Raw genomic sequence first — 21,801 nt, 5'->3', positions numbered from 1 at the left:
GCTATGCACAGTTATGACTATTGGCTGATCCTCGCCTTCTTCGCCGTGGTGCTGATCCCGGCACCGTTTCTGGGGCGCTTCTACTACAAGGTGATGGAAGGGCAGCGCACCTGGCTTTCGCCGATCCTCGGGCCGGTGGAACGTGGTTGCTATCGAGTGGCCGGCGTTGATCCGCAGGCCGAACAGAGCTGGCAGAAATACACTTTGGCCTTGCTCGCCTTTAACCTCGCGGGTTTTTTGCTGCTGTTTGCGATCCTGTTGTTCCAGGATCACTTGCCGCTGAACCCGCAAAACCTGCCGGGTCAGGAGTGGACTCAAGCGTTCAACACCGCCGTCAGCTTCATGACCAACACCAACTGGCAGTCCTACAGCGGCGAAGCGACACTCAGCTATCTGAGTCAGATGGTCGGCCTCACCGTGCAGAACTTCGTCAGCGCCGCCACCGGGCTCGCTGTGTTGGTCGCGTTGTGTCGCGGCATTGGTCGCAAATCCACCAAGACCCTGGGCAACTTCTGGGTCGACATGACCCGCGCCACCCTCTACGGCCTGCTGCCGTTGTGCCTGCTGCTGGCGCTGTTCCTGGTCTGGCAGGGCGTGCCACAAACCTTCGCCCACTACGTGAACGCCGTGACGATGCAAGGCGTCGATCAGGTGATCCCGCTCGGCCCGGCTGCCAGCCAGATCGCCATCAAGCAACTGGGTACCAACGGCGGTGGTTTCTTCGGCGTCAACTCGGCGCATCCATTCGAGAACCCGACAGCCTGGAGCAACCTGTTCGAAGTCTCCTCGATCATTCTGATCCCGGTGGCGCTGGTGTTCACCTTCGGCCATTACGTGAAAGACCTGCGTCAGAGCCGCGCGATCATCGCCTGCATGCTGGCGCTGTTTTTGATCGGCGGCGCGACGTCGCTGTGGGCTGAATACCAACCCAATCCGACCCTGGCCAACGTCGCCGTCGAACAGACCGCGCCGCTGGAAGGCAAGGAAGCGCGTTTCGGCACCACCGCCACGGTGCTGTGGTCGGTGACTACCACTGCGGCGTCGAACGGTTCGGTCAATGGCATGCACGACAGTCTCAACCCGCTGAGCGGCATGGTGGCGATGATCAACATGATGGTCGGCGAAGTGATCTTCGGTGGCGTCGGCGCCGGGCTCTACGGCATGTTGCTCAACGTGCTGATCGCGGTGTTCCTCGCCGGGTTGATGATCGGCCGTACTCCGGAATACCTCGGCAAGAAACTGCAAGCCCGGGAAGTTCAGCTGCTGGTGGTGACCTTGTTGGTGATGCCGGTGGGTGTGCTGGTGCTCGGCGCGATTGCCGCCAGCCTGCCAGGCCCGGTTGCGGCGGTGAGTAACCCCGGCGCTCACGGTTTCAGTCAGTTGCTTTATGCCTACACCTCGGCCAGTGCCAACAACGGTTCGGCGTTTGCTGGATTTGGGGCGAACACAGCGTTCCACAACCTGATGCTGGGCTTCGGCATGTTGATCGGGCGCTTCGGTTACATCCTCCCGGTTCTGGCCCTGGCCGGCAGCCTGGCGATGAAGAAAACCGCGCCGATCGGCCAGAACAGCTTTCCGACCCATGGCCCGCTGTTCGTGACGCTATTGACCGTGACCATTTTGCTGGTGGGTGGTTTGACGTTCTTACCGACGCTGGCGTTGGGTCCGATTGCTGAACATCTGAGTTTAGGCTTCTGAGGAGCTGATGATGAATATGCCCGCAACTAAAGCCGCCGTCGTCAAGGCGCCGGAACAACCGAAAACCGCGATCTCGGCCCTCTGGCGTCCGGCGCTGGTGCAAGCGTTCGTCAAGCTCGACCCACGGCAGTTGCAGCGTGCGCCGGTGATGCTGGTGGTCGAACTGACCGCGATTCTGACCACGGTGCTGTGCTTCATTCCCGACAACGCCGTGCCGACTTTCGTCGCCGCGCAAATCGCGTTGTGGCTGTGGTTCACCGTGCTGTTTGCCAACTTCGCCGAAGCGCTGGCCGAAGGTCGCGGCAAGGCCCGCGCCGACAGCCTCAAGGCCGGCAGCGAAGGCTTGAGTGCCCGGCGCAAAAGCGCCAATGGCAGCTTTCAAGTGGTGCCCGCGACGAGTCTGCGCAAGGACGATGTGGTGCGCGTCGAAGCGGGGGAGATGATCCCCGGTGACGGCGAGGTGATCGAAGGTATCGCGGCGGTCAACGAAGCGGCAATTACCGGTGAATCGGCGCCGGTGATTCGCGAATCCGGCGGCGACCGCTCGGCTGTCACCGGCAACACCCGACTGGTGTCCGATTGGCTGCTGGTGCGCATCACCGCCAACCCCGGCGAGTCGACTCTCGACCGCATGATTGCGCTGGTCGAAGGCGCCAAACGCCAGAAAACCCCCAACGAAGTGGCGCTGGATATCCTGCTGATCGGCCTGACCCTGATCTTTCTGTTGGTAGTGGTGACCCTGCAACCGTTCGCTCACTTCGCCAACGGCAGCCTGCCGCTGGTGTTCCTGGTGGCGTTATTGGTCACGCTAATTCCGACCACTATCGGCGGTTTGTTGTCGGCCATCGGTATCGCCGGGATGGACCGTCTGGTGCGCCTGAATGTGATCGCCAAGTCCGGTCGCGCCGTGGAAGCGGCGGGGGACGTTCACGTCCTGCTGCTGGACAAGACCGGCACCATCACCTTCGGCAACCGTCGCTGCTCAGCGGTCTATGCCGCGCCTGGTGTCACTGCCAAGGAACTGGCCGAGGGCGCGTTGTTTGCCTCCTTGGCCGATGACACGGCTGAAGGCAAATCCATCGTCGACTACCTGCGCGGTCTTCACCCGCAACCTGAGCCGTCCGCTGATGTACTGACCGCTGTGCCGTTCAGCGCTGAAACCCGCTTGTCTGGTGTCGACTATCAGGGCCGGGTCTATCGCAAAGGTGCGGTGGATTCGCTGCTGACCTTCGTCGGCCTGAAACGCGCCGATCTGGCCGCGCCTCTGTCCCGGGAAATCGACAAGATTGCTCAGAGTGGCGGCACGCCGTTGCTGGTCTGCGTTGACGGAAAATTGCTCGGTGTTATCCACCTCAAGGACGTGGTCAAGCCTGGCATCCGTGAGCGTTTCGCCGAGCTGCGCAAGCTGGGGATTCGCACGGTCATGGTCACTGGTGACAATCCGCTGACCGCCGCCGCGATTGCCGCCGAAGCAGGCGTGGATGATGTGCTGGCCGAAGCCACGCCGGAGAAAAAACTGGCGCGCATTCGTCACGAGCAGAACGACGGGCGCCTGGTCGCCATGTGCGGCGACGGTGCCAACGACGCCCCGGCCCTGGCCCAGGCGGACGTCGGCATGGCGATGAACGATGGTACGCAAGCAGCGCGTGAGGCGGCGAACATGGTCGACCTTGACAGCGATCCGACCAAGCTGTTGGACGTGGTGCAAATCGGCAAGGAATTGCTGGTGACCCGCGGTGCGCTGACGACCTTTTCCATCGCCAACGACGTGGCCAAGTATTTCGCGATCCTGCCGGCGTTGTTCGCCTCGATCTACCCGCAACTGGGTGTGCTCAACGTCATGCACCTGAGCAGTCCGCAGAGCGCGATCCTGTCGGCGATTGTGTTCAACGCGTTGATCATTGTGGTGCTGATTCCGCTGGCGCTGCGCGGTGTGCGGGTGCAGGCGGTGAGCGCGGCGGCGTTGCTGCGGCGCAATCTGCTGATCTATGGGCTGGGCGGGATTCTGGTGCCGTTCGTGGGCATCAAGGCGATCGACATGCTGTTGACGGCGTTGCATCTGGTTTGACGGCTGTCGCTGGAGTAGGGGCTTTTTTGTGGCGAGGGAGCTTGCTCCCGCTGGGCTGCGAAGCGGCCCCAAACCAGTCCACCGTATGTATTCAGGCACACTGCATTTGCCGGGTTTACGACTGTTGCGCAGCCGAGCGGGAGCAAGCTCCCTCGCCACAGGTGATGTGTGTGTCTCCACTGAATTCGAGGATTTTGAAATGTCCACACTGATACGTCCGGCCCTGAGCCTACTGGTGCTGATGACCCTGATCACCGGCGTCGCTTACCCCTTGGTGGTCACCGGCGTCGCCCAGGTCGCCTTCCCTGACCAGGCCAACGGCAGCCTGGTGCGCGACACCGACGGCAAGGTCCGCGGTTCGTCGCTGATCGCCCAGGATTTCGTCGGCGACGCCTGGTTCCATCCACGGCCATCGGCCGGTGCCTTTGCCACCGTGTCGAGCAGCGCCAGCAACCTCTCGCCAAGCAATCCAGCGCTGGGCACTCGGGTTATCGACGAGGCCAATAAATTGCAGGTGCCAGGGCAGGGTCCGGTGCCGTTGGCCATGCTGACCACCTCCGGCAGCGGCCTCGATCCGCACTTGCCACCGGCCGCGATTGCCTATCAACTGGCGCGAGTCGCGGCAGCGCGCAATCTGCCAGTGTCTACGCTTGAGCAACTAATGGACGCGCACATCGAGCAGCCGCTGGTGGGGCCACCGGTAGTGAATGTGTTGGCGCTGAATAGGGCGCTGGAAAAGTTGTAGATCGGTGGTGCGGCCAATCGCGAGCAGGCTCGCTCCCACAGGGGATCTTCATTGACCACAAATTTGTGCATACGACAGCTATCTATACGACAGCTATCTAATTGTGGGAGCGAGCCTGCTCGCGATGACGGCTTCGCAGGCACCACATCAACATCTGAAAAAAAGAGATCCCCAAGCATGAGCAACTCCGGCCGCGCCGACGCGCTGTTAGCAGACCTGCCCCGCGATGGCCGTGGCCGGCTCAAGGTGTTCCTTGGCGCAGCGCCAGGGGTGGGCAAGACCTACGCCATGCTGCAGGCCGCCCACACTCAACTGCGCCAGGGTGTGAAAGTCATGGCCGGGGTGGTCGAAACCCATGGTCGCGCCGAAACCGAAGCGCTACTGGCCGGCTTGCCGCAGCAGCCGTTGGTGCGCTCGGAATACCGCGGCGTGATGCTCGAAGAAATGGACCTCGACGGTCTGATCAAAGCCAAACCGAAACTGGTGCTGGTGGACGAACTGGCCCACAGCAATGCCCCCGGCAGTCGTCACGCCAAACGCTGGCAAGACATCCAGGAATTGCTGGCCGCCGGCATCGACGTGTTCACCACGGTCAACGTCCAGCATCTGGAAAGCCTCAACGATCAGGTGCGCGGCATCACCGGCGTACAGGTTCGCGAAACCCTGCCGGACTGGGTGTTGCAAGAAGCCTACGAGTTGCTGCTGATCGACCTGCCGCCGCGTGAGTTGCTGGAGCGTCTGCGCGACGGCAAGGTCTACGTGCCAGAGCAGGCGCGGGCGGCCATCGATGCGTTCTTCACCCAGACCAACCTCACCGCCTTGCGCGAACTGGCGATGCAAACCGCTGCGGCTCAGGTCGATGACGATCTGGCGCAGGGTTATCGCCAGTTGGGGCAGGCCGCGCCGGCCGTGCGCGGTCGTTTGCTGGTAGGGGTCGATGGCGATGCTCAGGCCGAACGTCTGGTGCGTCACGCCAGTCGTGTGGCCCAGCGCCGGCATTTGCCGTGGAGCCTGGTGCATGTGGACAACGGCCGTGTGCGCGACGAGCAGTCGCGCCTGCGCCTGCAAAACGCTCAGCAACTGGCCGAACGCCTCGGCGGGGAAGTGGTGTTGCTGCGCGCCGGTGAGGTGGTGAAAACTTTGATCCAGCACGTCGCCGAACGTCGAGCCAGTCTGATATTGGTGGGACAGTCCCGCCAGCGGTTGCGTCGACGGTTGTTCGGTGGCGGTCTGGCCTCACGTTTACTGCGCGATGCTCGCGGGCTGGAAATCAACGTGCTCGACAGCGATCACGAACAGCATCAACCGCGCCAACACTCGGCGCAATCGTTGGTCTGGTTCGACTACGCGTTGGCGCTGCTGGCGACGGTGCTCGCCAGTGCCCTGGCCTGGGCGGTGGCGAGTGCTCTGCCATTGCCGAACATCTCGCTGGTGTTCCTCGCGGCGGTGTTGCTGGTGGCGGTGCGCAGCAGCCTCGGCCCGGCGCTGGCCTGCGCGGCGCTGTCATTTCTGACCTATGACTTTCTATTCATTCCGCCGACTTTCTCCTTCAGCATCCAGCGTGAAGAAGACGTGCTGACCTTGCTGTTCTTCCTGTTGATGGCGGCCCTCACCGGCAACCTGGCGGCGCGACAACGGCGACAATTGCAGGCCTTGCGCGACACCCAGGAAGAAACCAGCGAACTGCTCGACCTGTCGCGCAAACTCACCGCCGCCACCGACCGTCAGGCCGTGGTCAGCGCTGCGGCCCAGCACCTCAATGGCTGGACTGACCTGAAACTGTGCCTGCTCAATCGCGATGGCCAAAACGGCTGGAAAGTCGAAACCGGTGGGCCGCTGGAGTTCTCCGAAGCCGAGCGCGCCGCCGCCGATTGGGCCTGGCAACATGACCAACCGGCCGGCGCGGGCACCGGCACCTTGCCGTTCGGGCGCTGGTGGTGGTGGCCGTTGTCGGTGGACGATGGGCCGCTGGCACTGCTCGGTGTGTGCGCCAAAGAAGGTCAGACCCTGAGCGGCCAGCGTCGGCGCCTGCTGACCGCACTGAGCCAACCGCTGGCCCAGGCGTTGGCCCGCGCACAACTGGCCGATGACCTTGAGGCGGCGCGCTTGCATGGTGAAACCGAGCAACTGCGCAGCGCGTTGCTGGCCTCGGTGTCCCACGATTTGCGCACGCCACTGACTTCCATGCGCGGCAGCATTGACAGCCTGCTGGCGCTTGGCGAGGCGATTCCCTTGGAGGACCGCCGCGAACTGCTAGAAGGCACCCGCGATGAAGCCGAACGGCTGGATCGTTACATTCAAAACCTGCTGGACATGACTCGCCTCGGTCACGGCGCCCTGAAGCTGGCGCGCGATTGGGTGTCGCCGGCAGACATCGTCGGCAGTGCGCTCAATCGTCTGCGCGCGGTACTGGCGTCGTTGCAAGTCATTACCGAGGTGCCGGCCGAACTGCCGCTGCTCTATGTGCATGCCGCGTTGATCGAGCAAGCGCTGGTCAATGTGCTGGAAAACGCCGCGCGATTCTCACCGCCCCACGGGCGTCTTGAGTTGTGTGCCGGGGTCAATGACAGCGAGCTGTTTTTTTCGGTGAGCGATGAGGGGCCAGGGATTCCAGAGGAGGAACGGGCGAAAGTTTTCGACATGTTCTACACCGCCGCTCGCGGTGATCGCGGCGGGCAGGGCACCGGTTTGGGGCTGGCGATCTGTCAGGGCATGGTCGGTGCTCATGGCGGGCGGATCAGCGTCGCCGATGGCATCGAAGGACGCGGCACCTGCATCACGTTGCACCTGCCGCTGCAGACTCAGCCAGGATTGGACAGTGAAGCCTGAACTCGCCTGCGCTACTCTTGCCACTTCTTTGTGTTGATATGAATTCATGAGCCAGACCGCGACCATTTTGGTCATCGATGATGAACCGCAGATTCGCAAATTCCTGCGCATCAGCCTCGCCTCCCAAGGCTACAAAGTGCTGGAGGCCGGCACCGGCACGGAAGGCCTGGCCCAAGCCGCGCTGAACAAACCCGACCTGCTGGTGCTCGACCTCGGCCTGCCGGACATGGACGGCCAACAGGTGCTACGCGAGTTTCGCGAGTGGTCGACGGTGCCGGTACTGGTGCTGTCGGTGCGCGCCAGCGAAGGGCAAAAAGTACAAGCCCTGGATGGCGGCGCCAACGACTACGTGACCAAGCCGTTCGGCATCCAGGAGTTTCTGGCCCGAGTGCGCGCCTTGCTGCGTCAGGCGCCGACGGGTGAGGCCCAGGAAGCGGCGCTCAGCTTCGGTCCGCTCACCGTGGACCTGGCTTATCGCCGGGTGCTGTTGGACGGCACCGAAGTGGCGCTGACGCGCAAGGAATATGCGGTACTGGCGCAACTGGCGCGGCATCCGGGACGGGTCATCACCCAGCAGCAATTGCTCAAGGACATCTGGGGCCCGACCCATACCGAGGACAGCCACTATCTGCGGATTGTGGTGGGGCACCTGCGGCAAAAACTGGCGGATGATCCGACTCAGCCACGGTTCATCGTCACCGAAGCGGGGGTGGGGTATCGGCTTTTGAGTGAGGGTAGCCTTTAATTTTTGTGGTGGATTATCTGGCCCCATCGCGAGCAGGCTCGCTCCCACATTTGATCTTCGGTGGTCACAAAATTTGTGTATCACTTAAATCCACTGTGGGAGCGAGCCTGCTCGCGATGGGGCCTTTGATTCACCCGAGAACCTCAAGACTCCCGCTCATTCTCATACCGATCCAGCGTATCGCGCGCAATCTCGCGCCCCAGCGCGATCAACTCCGGCGCCTTGTAGAACTCGAAAAACCGGCACACCCGCTTAGGCACGTTGATCAGGATATCCGGCGGATACCCGGCAATCTTGTACTGCGCCAATGACGTCTGCATCACCTCGAAACTCTGGTTGATCAAATCCAGCAAGGACGCCGGCCCGACGTTGTCGATAATGAACGACCCGGTGGCGGATTTCGGTGCGCCGTTGCTTTCCGGGGCCGCCGCCGGTTGCTGGCCTTCGGGCTCGGCGGATTCGATCCACGGATTAATCTCGGCCGCTTCTGCCATCAACGCTTCCTTCTCCAGCAGCAGCAATTGTTCGGCCTGTTTGCGGCGGAAGGGCAATTTCGAGCCCAGCGAGTTGATCAGGCTGTCGAAGCGGGTCTTGAACGCGGCCGGGCGCTGGATCACCGGCAGTTGATAGTGACGCTGGTTGGTGGAGTTGAGGTTGACCGCGATGATCAGGTCGCAATGGCTCGACACCACCGGCACGATCGGCAACGGGTTGAGAATACCGCCGTCCACCAGCATTCGATTGCCCTGCATCACCGGGGTGAAGAGGCTGGGGATCGCCGCCGAGGCGCGCATGGCCTGGTGCAGGCAACCTTCCTGAAACCAGATTTCCTGTTGGTTGGTCAGGTCCGTGGCCACGGCCGTGTAGGGAATGCGCAGGTCTTCGATGTTGATCTCGCCGACGATCTTGCGGATCTGCCCGAAGACTTTTTCCCCGCGAATTGCGCCCAGGCGAAAGCTGACGTCCACCAGACGCAAGACGTCGAGGTAATCCAGGCTCTCGATCCAGTCGCGATAATCGTTGAGTTTACCGGCGGCATAGATCCCGCCGACCACCGCGCCCATGGAGCAACCGGCGATGCAGGCGATGTCGTAGCCGCGCCGTTCGATCTCTTCAATGACGCCGATATGGGCGTAGCCCCGGGCGCCACCCGAGCCTAACACCAGTGCGACACGCTTTTTCATGAATCGACCTCTCTGACAAGGTTCAACAATGCACCTATCGAGGGGCAAGCTTCAATCGCTATGGTCGTTCGGCGAGGCGATAGCGTCGTTTTTTGACACTCAATAAAGGCGAATGGGTATCCTCGCGAGCGCTATAGTTTCCACTGCGGGTCCAAGGCACTTTTCACGCGCCAGGCCGTCTTAGCTGCACGACTGTTTATTATCTTTGAGGTGTGAGTGATGAAAGCCTGGATCTGTGTGCCGTTGATTGCCTTGGCACTCGCCGGTTGTGCCGGTAAAACCGCTTACCGTGACAGCTGCGGTAGCCAGCTCGACGCCGCCTGGCATGAGCTGGACCTGGCCAAGGTCGAGGGCTTTGCCGGGACCGTCAGCTACTCCAAGGCGCTGTCGTTGCTGACCGGTGCCAAGACCCAGCAGCAGTTCGAAGCATACGAGGGTTGTACCAAGAAGGCCGAGAAGGCGCGCTTCTACATTCGTGAGTCTCGCGCCGGTCGCTGAAGCATGCTATAGCCAATGGGGGAATTCGATTCAGGGAGCAAGCGATGTCTGCCTTGGTTGATCGGTTGGTGGCTCGTGTGCTGAGCCTGGACATTCGCCTGCTCGCCTGTCAGGCACGCTTGAGTGCTCGTACCGACGCTGAAGCGCTGCACGATCTACGCACCACCGTGCGGCGTTTGCGCAGCCTTCTGCGGCCCTTGCGCGGTTTGCCCGGGGTCGAGCAACTGGAAGCGGCGGCATCCCGGGTCGGTGACCTGACCACGCCGTTGCGCGATCGCGAAGTGCTGGCGGCGTACTTGCTCGAGCACGATCAACCCGAGGCCGCACAACGGCGCATGGTGCGGATGGCCGAGGCTTATCCCCTCGTGGCGGCGAGCCCGGAACTGGCGCAGATGCTGATGATCCTCGACGCTTTTCCGCGTTTCCTGCGGGCTTCCCAACGTCAGGGCTTGCTCAAGGGTTTGCGCAAGCGCATCGAAAAACGCCTGGGCAAACAATGGAAGAAACTCGACCAGGCCCTGCATGATCCCGCCCATGACCGCCATCGCCTGCGCCTGCTGATCAAACGCGTGCGCTATGGCATCGAAGCCTACCCCGAACTGGATCGCTTGCCGGAAGCGGCCCTGCCCAGACTGAAATCGGCACAGGCTGCTTTGGGTGATTGGCACGACAGCTGGCAGTGGCTGGACCGCGCCAAAGAAGAGCCCGATTTGCAGCCGTGTGTCGCGGTCTGGAAAACCACCTTGGCCAAGGCCGAAGAGCGCGCCGACCGCGTCCTCGACAAATTCAGTGCCGCCTGCTTCAAATCCTGAAAACCCTAAAGATCAAATGTGGGAGCGAGCCTGCTCGCGATGGCGGCATGACAGCCAGCATCAATGTTGAATGTCATGGCCTCATCGCGAGCAGGCTCGCTCCCACATTAGTTTGTTTCAGCCAGACGCGGCTCATCTGTCAGTGATTTTGGCCGGAATAAGCGCTGTGTCGGCTTTGCGGGCTGGTTAAGATCGTTCCATCCATTTTCCTGCCTCTGAGGTTTCCATGCACTTTTCCGATCTGCTCGACGCTGTTCGCAGTCAGCCGCAGGAGCTGTCTATTCCAGCCGAATGGGGTCAGGGGCGAGCGAGTTTTGGTGGGCTGATAGCCGCCTTGCAATACGAAGCCATGCGCGCAAAAGTTCCGGCGGATCGTCCGGTGCGCTCGCTGGCAATCACCTTTGTCGGCCCGGTCGAGCCCGATGTGCCGGTCAGTTTTGAAGTCGATGTGCTGCGCGAAGGCAAAGCCGTCAGCCAGGTACTGGGCCGGGCGATGCAGAAGGGGCAAGTGGTGACGTTGGTCCAGGGCAGCTTCGGCGCCTCGCGACCTTCCGAAGTGGCGGTCACGGCCAACGCTGCGCCCGAGATGAAGCACTGGGACGACTGCCAGGAAATGCCCTATATCAAAGGGGTGACCCCGGAATTCATGCGTCATTTGGCAATGCGCTGGAGCATCGGTGGCCTGCCGTTCACCGGCAACACCTCCCGCGAAATGGGCGGTTGGGTGCGCTTGCGGGGAGAGGTGAAGGACGAGGTGGTCAACGAGGCGCATATTCTGGCGCTGGTTGACGCCTGGCCGCCGTCCTTGTTGTCGCATCTGAAGAAACCGGCGGCAGGCAGCACGCTGACCTGGACCATCGAATTCGTCCAGCCGTTGCTCGCATTGAGCACGCTGGACTGGTGCAAGTATCTGGTGGAAATCGAGTATGCCGCTGACGGCTACGGGCACGCCGCCGCAAAACTGTGGAGCGAAGACGGTCAGTTGATCGCCATGAGCCGGCAGACTGTAACGATTTTCGCCTGATCAGTGACGACGACGGTGGCGTTCACGCCAGGCGCGCCACCAACCTCCACTGAAGAAAAACCGTGGGAAGGTCAGGAACTGTTCGACCAGCAAGCGTGATACCGCATCTTTGCGATCACTGAACGGCTCGGAGGCTTGCGCCTCCAGGCGGTGACCTTGGCGTTGCAGGCCCAGGGCGGCGAGCAGGCCGATGACACCGATCGCGATGCTCGCCAGATCCAGGCTGAACACCCCCGAGACCATCAGCAAAAACGCCACGATGAACAGCGGCACGGCAATCAGGTGCAACACCAGATTGGTCGGGTGCTGGTGATTATGCGGGTACGCTCGCCATTGCCAGGCGGGAAGGTTGGGATGACGTTTGCCCATGATGCATATCCTTTGATTCGTTGAGGCGCTTGAATGAAGAATAGGCCTGGCGAAAGCCGTCGGCGAATCAAGGCTGGCTATCGACATGATAGGTGTGATGGGCAAAAAAGATCGCAGCCTGCGGCAGCTCCTACACGGATCGCAGTCCCCCGTAGGAGCTGCCGCAGGCTGCGATCTTTTAGCAATCTCTAAAGCTTGAGCTGCCCGATGGCCTTGCTCAGTTCCCCAGCCAACATCGCTAATTCATTGCTGGTGATCGCCGAATTCACGGTCTGTTGCACGGTGTTTTCGGTCACGTCGCGAATGCTCACCACCGCCCGATTCATCTCCTCCGCCACATGGCTCTGCTGCTCGGCCGCCACCGCGATCTGCGTATTGCTTTCACGCATCTGCGCCACCGCACCGGTAATTTCGGCCAGGGCCATGCTGGCTTCCTGAGCCTGCTGCATGCAATCGTCCGCCTTGTACGTGCTTTCCTGCATGAAGTCCACCGCGTCGCGAGTGCCGGCTTGCAGCGCTGAAACCATGGTGGTGATCTCGTCGGTGGACGCCTGGACGCGTTTGGCCAGGTTACGCACTTCATCGGCGACCACCGCAAACCCGCGGCCCATTTCACCGGCCCGGGCCGCTTCGATGGCGGCGTTAAGGGCCAGCAAGTTGGTCTGTTCGGCAATGCTGTGGATCACGCTGACCACGCCGTTGATCTTTTGGCTGTCCTCGGCCAGACGCTGAATCATCTCGGCCGTTTGCTGTACGCCGGTGGACAACCCGCCAATCGATTTCTGCACCCGAGTGACCACTTCCTGGCCGCTGCCCGCCAGGGTATCGGCGGTTTGCGAGAGGTCGCGGGTGGCGCCGGCGTGTTGGGCGATGTGATGGACGGTGGCGGTCATTTCGTTGATCGCCGTAGCGGCCTGATCGGTTTCGCTTTGTTGACCGAGCATGCCGTGACGCACCTCGTTCATGCTCGAAGCCAGCCGCGCGGCGCCGACATCCAATTGCCGGGCAGTGCTGGCGACGGTGTTGACCACCCGCTGGTAACCGGCCTGCATGGCGTTGAAGGCGTTGGCCATCTGCCCGACTTCATCCTTGCAAGCCAGCGGCACACGGGCCGACAGGTCACCGGTTTTCTCGACGTGGAGCATCACGTCTTTCAAGGTGTTGAGCTGGCTGAGCAGAAAGCGGATCAACAGTTGCGACGCACCGAGCATAGCCAGCATCAGGATGAACACCGCTACCGCGTAGTGGGTGAAGCGTTCGCCGAACACTTGGCTCAGGCTCGGGCCATAGGCAATTACCGCGGCTTGTTGACCGTCAGGGCGAGTGAATACCTCGGCGCCCATCAACGGGTTTTCACCGAACAGCGGCATGGTGTTGATTTCGGTCCAACCGTTGGTATCGGTCAGCTCCAGCAGCGGTTGCCCGTTCAGCAACGGCGCCTGCCCGCGATTGAAGGTCAGCAGGTTATCGGCCTTGGGCAGCGGCTGCCCGGCAGGCCAGGCATTGAGCAACCGCGCCAGGGCTTGGGTTGACGCCTGGGCGGCATGGCTGCGGGCCTGTTGTTCGAGCTGCACGGCGTATAGCACCAGCAACAGGGTGGTGACGAAGGCGACGGCGTTGACTGCCCAGAATTTGTATTTCAGCGAGATGTTGCTAAGCCAGGCACCCATGGAGGTCTTCTCTGATAGCGGAAACAGTTTTGGCAAGGTGCCAGCATTGTGCCGCTATTCAGGGCTTCGACTCTTGATATGGGTCAACATCCTCCGCAGTCCCAATGTGGGAGCGGGCTTGCTCGCGAAGACGGCGGCACATCCAACATCAATGTGACTGACAGGCCGCTTTCGCGAGCAAGCCCGCTCCCACAGGGGGTTTGTGGTTATTGGGGAATCGAAGGCAACCCGTAGAATGCCCGTGCGCATGCTGTGGTGTGGTTTGCCAGGTCTTCCTGGCTTTCCCCACGATGCAACGCCACCTCACGCAACACTTCAGTCAGATACGCCGGCTCGTTGCGACCGTTCTTCGGCTTGGGGCGCAGACTGCGGGGCAGCAGATACGGCGCGTCGCTCTCGAGCATCAAGCGCCCGCGTTTAATCTCTTTGACCAGCGGATGCAGGTGCGTGCCCCGACGCTCATCGCAGATCCAGCCGGTGATGCCGATGTGCAAATCCAGGTCGAGGTAGCTGAACAGCGCCTTTTTTTCACCGGTGAAGCAGTGCACCACCGCGGCCGGCAACTGGTCGCGGTAGTCACGCAGGATCTCCAGCAATCGTTGGCTGGCATCGCGCTCATGCAGGAACACCGGCAATTGCAGCTCGACCGCCATCGCCAGATGTTCTTCGAGGACTTTTTCCTGTTGCGGGCGGGGCGAGAAGTCACGGTTGAAATCGAGGCCGCATTCACCCACTGCCACCACGTTTGGCTCCTTGAGCAAACTGCGCAGACGCTGATCACTGTCGGCGTTCCAGTCGCTGGCCGAGTGTGGGTGAATACCGGCCGTGGCGAACAGCCGTTGAGCGCTTTCGTCCAGCTGCTGGCGCAACTCCAGGGCCTGTTCGCTGCCCTCGACGCTGGTCCCGGTGAGCACCAATTGGCAGACTCCGGCAGCATAGGCACGGTCGAGTACAGCCTGGTGTTTGTCGGCGAAACTGGGGTTGGTCAGGTTGACGCCGATATCGATGAGTTGCATGGTGCTACCTCGGACCAAAGGCCGGAAAGCATATCAGAGCTGTAGATTTATAAGAAAAACCAAGAACTACAACCAGTTAAAGCTGTCTGTTGAGGCCGCGAGACAGGTCGGATTGGTGGATTTGCTATCACTGTGCCACTCTCTCGCACTTTATCAGCGCTTCAAGCGCTCTGTTTCTGTCGCTCGACATCATGAAATCACCCATGAGGTCGGCCAGTATTCTTTCCGGAGAGTGGATGATTCGTCCCTCGGTTTTGTTACTGCTGTGTTGTTCGTTGCTGCTGCCAATGCCGGCGGTTGCGCGTCTGGCCGGGCCGTTGCAAGCCGTGCCCGCGGCCAAGGTCCGCGATCTGGCGGAGATTCGCAGCAGTCGCGTGTTGCGGGTGTTGGTCAACCAGAGCCGCAACAGCTCTGGTGAAGTCCAGGGCCAGGCCATCGGTGTCGAATACCACCGCCTGCGGGCTTTCGAACAATACCTCAATGGCCATGCCCGCGATGGCCAGGAAATCACCCTCAAGATCATTCCCAAAGCCAAGGATCAACTGCTCGGCGCGTTGCAGCGCGGGGAGGGTGATCTGGTCGCGCCGGGGGAATTGCTTGATCCGCAATCGGGCCTCGCGGTCAGCACCAGTCAACCGATTGCCAGCAATGTGCCGTTGCTGCTGGTGGGGATCAAAGGCGAACGACGTTACACCCGTCTCGAACAACTCTCAGGTAAAACCCTGGCATTGCCCACCGGCAGTGCCGCGGGGGATGCGGTCAGTCAGATCAATCAGAAACTCGCGCTGCACAAATTGCCTGCGGTAAAGATCGAGTGGGTCGATCCAAGCCTGGCGGTCGAGGACGTGCTGGAAATGGTCCAGGGCGGGATCTTTCATCTGACGATTGTCGAGCAACCGATTGCCGAACGCTGGGGCAAGATTCTGCCTAAATTGCGCTTTGATCGTCAGGTTCTTATCAGCGAACCAGGCGAAGAATACTGGTTCGTGCGCCGCGACGCCTCGATGCTGCGTTCGAGCATCGATCGCTTCCTGACCACCTACAAGAAGCCATCGGACCAGGATGCGGCGTTCTTGCGGATCTATCGACGTTTGTATCAAGTGCATTATCCCTTGGCCAAGGCGGATCGGCAGCGTCTGGAAAAACTTCGACCGGTGCTGCAAAAACACGCTGAAGCCCAAGGCATGGACTGGCTGAATCTGGCGGCGCTGGCCTTCAAGGAGTCGGCGCTGCAACCCAACGCCAGAAGCGGTAGCGGCCCCACCGGCCTGATGCAAATCACCCCGTCCGCGGCGCAACGGGTTGGTGTCAGTAATATTCAGAACCTCGACGCCAATGTGCAGGCCGGGGCCAAGTACCTGGCGATGATCCGCCGCAAGTTTTTTGCCAGCCCCAAACTCAATGAGCGCGAGCGCATGGCATTCGTGCTGGCGGCCTACAACATGGGACCGGAGCGGGTTCAAGGGATGCGCGCCGAAGCCCGACGACGTGGCTTGAATCCTAATCAGTGGTTTTTCCAGGTCGAGCGCATCGCCATGGAGCAGGTGGGAATGGGGGCTGTCAGCTATGTTAATAGCGTGAACAAGTATTACTTGGCGTTCGATCGGGAGCGGGAGTCGTTGGAGCCCCAGGGGCAAAAAGTGGCCTCACGGAAATGATCGACTAAACTGATAGTTATGGTGCGTTTTTTGCGCTTTTAACATGAGTTTTACTGATTAATATAGCGGCCAACCAACACACACTCACAATGGATGACACAGCATGAGCACTCTGATCAACAAGGTACTGTTCACCCGCGCGGGCTACGGTCTGACGATTCTGCGTATTTTCGTCGGCATCATCTTCGCGGCCCATGGCTCACAGAAACTCTTCGGTGCATTCGGCGGCTACGGCATTGCCGGCACCGCGCAGTACATGGAAAGCATCGGGCTGGCACCTGGTCACCTGATGGCGATCCTGGCGGGTGGTACCGAGTTCTTCGGCGGTCTGGCACTGATCATCGGCCTGCTGGCACGCCCGGCAGCGCTGGGGCTGACCTTCCTTTCGCTGGTGGCTATCTTCACGGTGCATATCAGCAACGGTCTGTTCATGGCTAACAACGGTTATGAATTCGCCCTGGCTTTGCTCGGTGGCAGCCTCGCGGTGCTGATCGAAGGTGCAGGCAAGCTGTCGGTCGACCGCGCCATCACCAACTGACCGCTCTGGTTCAACAAAAAAGGCCTGCACCGTGCAGGCCTTTTTTGTTGCTGGTGATTCTTGACACTGTCCGGTCAGCTTCTCTAGGATGCTGCCCATGCGCCGATTTAAACAGCTACTTGCGGGGCGCCAGGTGACTCATTCAGTTGCCGATAGAAGCTTGAAACAGGCTTCGAAATACCGCTAAAGCGCTGGTTCGGTGTTGCCTCTCACCTGCCATGCAGACTTTTGAGGCAGAGACACGACACAATGAATGCATTAAGCCCCGTTGTACGCCCCGCGCCGATCACGGCACACCTCACCCAGCGCAATCCAAAAATCCTGCTTGGCGGTAAACATCAGCCGACGCTTTTGCGTTACCTCGATGGCTGGCCACGTCGTACCGGTGGGCCTGCTGCCTTCCTGATTCAGTTTGTCGACGACGGCGAGTCACTGGCACGGTTTGCCAACGACAGTTTCGATCTGGCGGTAATTCTGGCGCCCAACGCCGAGGATGCGCCTGAAGTGATCAGGCAGCTGACTCGCGTGGCTCGTCAGGGGTTGATTACCCGTCGCTGAGATTCATGGCGCTGCGGCTCAAAAATAGTCGATCGCCACGATATACACGCATTGTTCACCGGTCGGTGTCTGGACCCGAACTTCGGCGTCCAGCGCCTTGCCGATCAGGGCGCGCGCCAACGGTGAGTCGATGCTGATCAGGCCTTGTTTCAAATCCAGCTCATCCGGCCCGACGATGCGATAGCGCGACTCCTTGCCGTGTTCATCTTCAATTGTGACCCAAGCACCAAAGTAGACCTTGTTCGGATCGCTGGGTTTCTCACTGACCACCTTGAGCGCTTCCAGGCGTTTGGTGAGAAAGCGCACGCGACTGTCGATCTCGCGCAGCATCTTTTTGCCGTAGGTGTACTCGGCGTTTTCCGACCGATCGCCCTGTGCCGCCGCCTCGCTGACCGATTGCGTCACTTGCGGTCGGCGCACATGCCAGAGTTCATGAAACTCGGCCCGCATCCGCGCTTCACCTTCGGGGGTGATCAGCGCGGTGCCAGCGGTGCGGGGAGGGCGATAACGGCTCATGGCGACTTCTTGTGGTTGTATACGTGAGATCAGAGCGCTTGAGTTTATCAACCCTCGCGCAAGACTGTCAGGGGGCTGGCGTTCAAGGCGCGGCGCGTGCCGAACACACCGGCACCGCCGATCAGTACGGCGCCGATCAGCGGCAACACCAACAGCCACGGATGCGGGTGCCAGGGCAGGTCGAAGGCGTAGCGGTAGAGCACCAGGCTCACCAGTTCCGAACCCAGTGCCGCCAACAACCCGCTGACCGCGCCGAGCAGGCCGAACTCGATCCGCCGGGCCCTGACCAGCAACTGTCGTTCGGCACCCAGCGCTCGCAGCAATGCACCTTGGCGAATGCGTTCATCCAGCGTTGCCTGCAACCCGGAGAACAACACCGCCATCCCCGCCGCCAGCACAAACAACAGCACGTATTCCACCGCCAGGGTGACTTGAGCGAGGATGCTGCGCAGCTGCGCCAGCAAGGCTTCGACTTGCAGAATGGTCACTGCCGGAAAGCTGCGGGACAGGTCGACGATCTGCTGATCGTGACCGGCCGCCAGATAGAAACTGGTCAGGTAGGTCGCCGGCAAGTCCTTCAGGGTGCCGGGCTGAAAGATCATGAAAAAGTTCGGCTGGAAGTTATCCCAGTTGATCTCTCGCAGGCTGGTGACTTTCGCCTCCCGATTGACCCCGCCGACGGTAAACACCATGTGATCGCCGAGCTTGAGTTTGAGGCTTTCGGCGACTTTACCTTCCACCGACACGCCGGGTATTTCATCCGCAGGTTGCTGGTCCCACCAATTGCCGGCGGTGAGTTTGTTGCCCGCCGGCAGGTCTGCCGCCCAGGTCAGGCTCAGGTCGCGTTGAATGGCTCGATCGCCGGCCGAATCCTTGCTGACGATGTCCTGCACTGGTTCGCCATTAATGCTGATCAACCGTCCCGGTACCACCGGGTATAGCGGCGCCGATTGTGCCGACAACTCCATCAGTCGATCGGTAAAGGCCTGTTTGTCCGCCGGCAGAATGTTCAGGGCGAAATAATTCGGGGCATTTTTCGGCAACTGGTTTTGCCAGGTGTCGAGCAATTCGCCACGCAGCAAAGCGATCAATGCCATGGACAGCAGAATCAAACCGAAGGCCAGGGCTTGACCCGCCGCAGCCAGTGGATGGCGCAGCAGTTGGCCCAACCCGAGGCGCCATGGCAATGAGGCGCGCGCGAGCATCCGGCGCAAGCTTTTCAATAGCAGCAACAGCAAGCCGCCCAGTACCAGTGCCGCGATCACACCGCCGCCGAGCAGGGCGAAGGTCAGTAACAGGTCCAGGCTCAAGCGCCACATGATCAGGCCGAGGGCGCCCAATGCCGCGCCATAAACAATCCAGGTGCTGGACGGAATCGGCAACATGTCGCGACGCAACACGCGCAGTGGCGGCACTCGACCCAATGCGGCCAGTGGCGGCAGGGCGAACCCGGCCAGCGCGACCAGCCCGGTGCCGATTCCGGCGATGGCCGGGAACAGGCCTCCCGGTGGAACATCGGTTGGCAGTAAATCACGCAGCAGTGCAAACAGCCCGAGCTGCGCCAGCCAGCCGAGCAGGGCGCCGCTGATGCTGGCGAGCAGTCCGAGTACGGTCAGTTGCAGACTGAACAGCACCATGGTTTCCCGACGGGACAGGCCCAGGCAGCGCAGCAATGCACTGGCATCGAATCGGCGAGTGGCGAAACGTGTAGCCGACAACGCCACCGCCACGCCGGACAGCAGAACCGCCACCAAACTGGCCATGTTCAAATAACGTTCGGCCTTGCCCAGGGCTCCGCCGATCTGTCGGTTGCCGTCCCGGGCATCCTGTATGCGTTGGTTGGCCGCCAGGCCTGGCTTGATCAGCTGACGATAGGTTTCCAGCGCCTCGGCTTTGCCGCGCCAGAGTTCGCGGTAACTGACCCGGCTGCCGGGTTGCACCACGCCGGTGGCCTCAAGGTCGCCGAGGTTGATCAGCACCCGTGGCGTCAGGCTGTAGAAATTACCGGCGCGATCCGGTTCGTAGGTCAGCACTCGCGCCAGCGTCAGGGTTTTCATGCCGACATCGATGCTGTCGCCGATCTTCAAGTCCAGTGCGGTCAGCAGTCGCGCTTCGACCCAGGCTTCGCCGGGTTTCGGGCCGCCACCGGGTTCTTCCGGCGCGAAGGGTGCTGGGGCGCTTTTCAGTTCGCCGCGCAACGGGTAGACGTCATCGGCGGCTTTGATACTGGACAGCTGAATGCCGTTGTCAGTGGCGATGACGCTGGAAAACTCCACCACCTGAGCGTGCTCAAGGCCCAGCTCCGTGCCGCTTCTGATCTGTTCGGGTCGCGCCGGCGAGCTGCCTTCGAGCACCAGGTCGGCACCGAGAAACTCGGTGGCGCGCAGCATCATGGCGCCGTTCAGGCGGGCACCGAAGTAACCGATGGCGGTACTTGCCGCCACCGCCACCAGCAAGGCGAAGAACAACACGCGCAACTCACCGGCGCGGGCATCGCGCAGCAGTTGGCGGATGGCGAGACTGAACAGGCGCAACAGCGGCAAGCGTGCCATCAAGGCTCCAGAGGGGCGACCAGCAGGCCGGCTTCAAGGCGGATCAGGCGCCGGCAGCGATGTGCCAGGCGTTCGTCGTGGGTCACCAGCACCAGGGTCGTGCCGCTTTCCTGGTTGAGTTCGAACAGCAGATCGCTGATGCGCTCGCCGGTGTGGCTGTCGAGGTTGCCGGTGGGTTCATCGGCGAACAGCACATCGGGCTCGGCGGCAAACGCCCGGGCAATCGCTACGCGTTGTTGCTCGCCACCGGAAAGCTGGCGCGGTGAGTGGGTCAGGCGTTGGCCCAGACCGACCCGTTGCAACAGTTCGGTAGCCCGCTCGCGGGCGTCTTTGCGGCCATCGAGTTCCAGCGGCAGCATGACGTTTTCCAAAGCGTTGAGACTGTCGAGCAACTGGAATGATTGAAAGACAAACCCCACGTGCTCGGCGCGGATACGCGCTCGCTGGTCTTCATCGAGATTGCTCAGGCCTTGCCCGGCGAGGGTGACTTCGCCGCTGCTCGGCAGGTCGAGGCCGGCGAGCAGGCCGAGGAGGGTGGACTTGCCGGAACCGGAAGCGCCGACGATGGCCAGGCTGTCGCCCTTGTTCAGTTCCAGGCTGAGTTCGTGCAGGATAGTCAGTTCACCTTCCGCGCTCGGAACCACTTTGCTGAGGTTCTTCGCGGTGAGAATGCTTGCGCCCATGGAGAATCCGATGCGAGTGTGGTTTTTGAGTGCTGGCCTGGCCTTGATGTGCATGGCCCAGAACGCAGCGGCGGGTACAGTCCTGATCGTTGGCGATAGTATCAGCGCCGGTTTCGGCCTGGATACCCGCTTGGGGTGGGTGTCATTGCTCGAGCAACGGCTCAAGCGCGAAGGTTTCGACGATAAAGTGATCAATGCATCCATCAGCGGCGACACCAGTGCCGGAGGCCGGGCGCGCCTGCCGGCGCTGCTTGCAGAGCATAAGCCTGCGCTGGTTATCCTCGAGTTGGGGGGCAACGATGGGTTGCGCGGAATGCTGCCAACACAATTGCAACAAAATCTTGCGTCGATGATCGACAGCTCCCGCGCCAGTGGTGCCAAGGTATTGCTACTGGGCATGCAACTGCCACCTAACTACGGTGCGCGTTACACCCAGGCATTTGCCGAGGCTTTCACCAAGGTAGCCAACGAGAAAAAGATCCCGCTGGTGCCGTTTTTTCTCGACGGTGTGGGCGGTCATCCGGACCTGATGCAAGGCGATGGCCTGCACCCGGCTGCGGCGGCTCAGGACAAGTTGCTGGAAAATGTCTGGCCGACACTGAAACCGCTGCTTTGACGCTTTTCTAGTGGCGGTGTTT

19 protein-coding genes are annotated in these 21,801 nt (G+C 61.2%); 12 read left to right on the top strand and 7 right to left on the bottom strand.

Annotated features, from left to right (window positions below):
* Positions 1–3 precede the first annotated feature (3 nt).
* The 5 genes from kdpA (at position 4) to BK662_RS08625 (ending at position 8,085) form a co-directional block, all read left to right on the top strand.
* Positions 4–1,698, top strand: coding sequence for a potassium-transporting ATPase subunit KdpA (kdpA, locus tag BK662_RS08645; RefSeq protein ID WP_123357724.1), 1,695 nt, complete (start codon positions 4–6; stop codon positions 1,696–1,698).
* Positions 1,699–1,708: 10 nt separating this feature from the next.
* Positions 1,709–3,766 carry a potassium-transporting ATPase subunit KdpB gene (gene kdpB, locus BK662_RS08640; RefSeq protein ID WP_123357723.1) on the top strand — a complete coding sequence of 686 codons (2,058 nt, stop codon included), beginning with the start codon at positions 1,709–1,711 and terminating at the stop codon, positions 3,764–3,766.
* 199 nt (positions 3,767–3,965) lie between these two features.
* Entirely contained in the window at positions 3,966–4,511 is a 546-nt protein-coding gene (gene kdpC, locus BK662_RS08635) for a potassium-transporting ATPase subunit KdpC (protein ID WP_123357722.1), read from the top strand.
* A 177-nt stretch (positions 4,512–4,688) separates the two neighbouring features.
* Complete coding sequence (locus BK662_RS08630) at positions 4,689–7,340, top strand: DUF4118 domain-containing protein (RefSeq protein WP_123357721.1); 2,652 nt, start codon at positions 4,689–4,691, stop codon at positions 7,338–7,340.
* A gap of 46 nt (positions 7,341–7,386) precedes the next feature.
* The gene (locus tag BK662_RS08625; protein WP_123357720.1) at positions 7,387–8,085 is read left to right on the top strand and encodes a response regulator; all 699 of its coding nucleotides are present in this window, start codon (positions 7,387–7,389) and stop codon (positions 8,083–8,085) included.
* A 143-nt stretch (positions 8,086–8,228) separates the two neighbouring features.
* Here BK662_RS08625 and BK662_RS08620 read toward each other — a convergent pair whose 3' ends face one another.
* The gene (locus tag BK662_RS08620) at positions 8,229–9,269 is read right to left on the bottom strand and encodes a patatin-like phospholipase family protein (RefSeq protein ID WP_123357719.1); all 1,041 of its coding nucleotides are present in this window, start codon (positions 9,267–9,269) and stop codon (positions 8,229–8,231) included.
* A 219-nt stretch (positions 9,270–9,488) separates the two neighbouring features.
* Here BK662_RS08620 and BK662_RS08615 point away from each other — a divergent pair, with 219 nt between their 5' ends.
* From BK662_RS08615 to BK662_RS08600, 3 genes are all read left to right on the top strand, one after another.
* Complete coding sequence (locus tag BK662_RS08615) at positions 9,489–9,767, top strand: hypothetical protein (protein ID WP_123357718.1); 279 nt, start codon at positions 9,489–9,491, stop codon at positions 9,765–9,767.
* 44 nt (positions 9,768–9,811) lie between these two features.
* On the top strand, positions 9,812–10,579 hold the full coding sequence (locus tag BK662_RS08610; protein WP_123357717.1) for a CHAD domain-containing protein: 768 nt from the start codon (positions 9,812–9,814) through the stop codon (positions 10,577–10,579).
* Between the two features lie 226 nt (positions 10,580–10,805).
* A complete protein-coding gene (locus tag BK662_RS08600) occupies positions 10,806–11,603 on the top strand; it encodes an acyl-CoA thioesterase (RefSeq protein ID WP_123357715.1) in 798 nt (265 codons plus the stop codon).
* On the opposite strand, the gene BK662_RS08595 is transcribed toward BK662_RS08600, so the two are convergent.
* The 3 genes from BK662_RS08595 to BK662_RS08585 all read right to left on the bottom strand — a co-directional run bounded on the left by BK662_RS08595 (position 11,604) and on the right by BK662_RS08585 (position 14,658).
* A complete protein-coding gene (locus BK662_RS08595; RefSeq protein ID WP_123357714.1) occupies positions 11,604–11,972 on the bottom strand; it encodes a DUF962 domain-containing protein in 369 nt (122 codons plus the stop codon).
* Between the two features lie 188 nt (positions 11,973–12,160).
* The gene (locus BK662_RS08590; protein ID WP_123357713.1) at positions 12,161–13,642 is read right to left on the bottom strand and encodes a methyl-accepting chemotaxis protein; all 1,482 of its coding nucleotides are present in this window, start codon (positions 13,640–13,642) and stop codon (positions 12,161–12,163) included.
* Positions 13,643–13,848: 206 nt separating this feature from the next.
* Entirely contained in the window at positions 13,849–14,658 is an 810-nt protein-coding gene (locus BK662_RS08585) for a TatD family hydrolase (RefSeq protein ID WP_123357712.1), read from the bottom strand.
* 236 nt (positions 14,659–14,894) lie between these two features.
* Between BK662_RS08585 and BK662_RS08580 the strand changes: the two genes are divergently transcribed.
* The 3 genes from BK662_RS08580 (at position 14,895) to BK662_RS08570 (ending at position 17,412) form a co-directional block, all read left to right on the top strand.
* Positions 14,895–16,316: an MltF family protein gene (locus BK662_RS08580; RefSeq protein WP_123357711.1), complete on the top strand. Its 1,422-nt coding sequence runs from the start codon at positions 14,895–14,897 to the stop codon at positions 16,314–16,316.
* A 103-nt stretch (positions 16,317–16,419) separates the two neighbouring features.
* Positions 16,420–16,854 carry a DoxX family protein gene (locus BK662_RS08575; RefSeq protein ID WP_007899846.1) on the top strand — a complete coding sequence of 145 codons (435 nt, stop codon included), beginning with the start codon at positions 16,420–16,422 and terminating at the stop codon, positions 16,852–16,854.
* A gap of 249 nt (positions 16,855–17,103) precedes the next feature.
* On the top strand, positions 17,104–17,412 hold the full coding sequence (locus tag BK662_RS08570; RefSeq protein WP_123357710.1) for a class I SAM-dependent methyltransferase: 309 nt from the start codon (positions 17,104–17,106) through the stop codon (positions 17,410–17,412).
* A gap of 18 nt (positions 17,413–17,430) precedes the next feature.
* Here the strand turns inward: BK662_RS08570 and greB are convergent, their stop codons facing one another.
* The 3 genes from greB to BK662_RS08555 are packed head-to-tail and all read right to left on the bottom strand — an operon-like array spanning position 17,431 to position 21,163.
* Entirely contained in the window at positions 17,431–17,928 is a 498-nt protein-coding gene (greB, locus tag BK662_RS08565; RefSeq protein WP_123357709.1) for a transcription elongation factor GreB, read from the bottom strand.
* A 47-nt stretch (positions 17,929–17,975) separates the two neighbouring features.
* The gene (locus BK662_RS08560; protein ID WP_123357708.1) at positions 17,976–20,480 is read right to left on the bottom strand and encodes an ABC transporter permease; all 2,505 of its coding nucleotides are present in this window, start codon (positions 20,478–20,480) and stop codon (positions 17,976–17,978) included.
* Positions 20,480–21,163, bottom strand: a complete 684-nt coding sequence (locus tag BK662_RS08555; protein ID WP_007899869.1) for an ABC transporter ATP-binding protein — start codon at positions 21,161–21,163, stop codon at positions 20,480–20,482. Before BK662_RS08555 ends, BK662_RS08560 begins: the two co-directional genes overlap by 1 nt.
* Before the next feature lie 10 nt (positions 21,164–21,173).
* Between BK662_RS08555 and BK662_RS08550 the strand changes: the two genes are divergently transcribed.
* Positions 21,174–21,779: an arylesterase gene (locus tag BK662_RS08550; protein WP_123357707.1), complete on the top strand. Its 606-nt coding sequence runs from the start codon at positions 21,174–21,176 to the stop codon at positions 21,777–21,779.
* Positions 21,780–21,801: the final 22 nt, after the last annotated feature.

Source organism: Pseudomonas frederiksbergensis (genome assembly GCF_003732275.1).
In the GTDB taxonomy this organism is placed as follows: domain Bacteria; phylum Pseudomonadota; class Gammaproteobacteria; order Pseudomonadales; family Pseudomonadaceae; genus Aquipseudomonas; species Aquipseudomonas frederiksbergensis_H.
The sequence above is the reverse complement of the archived record's forward strand: the minus strand, read 5'-3'. Positions and strand labels throughout refer to the sequence as shown.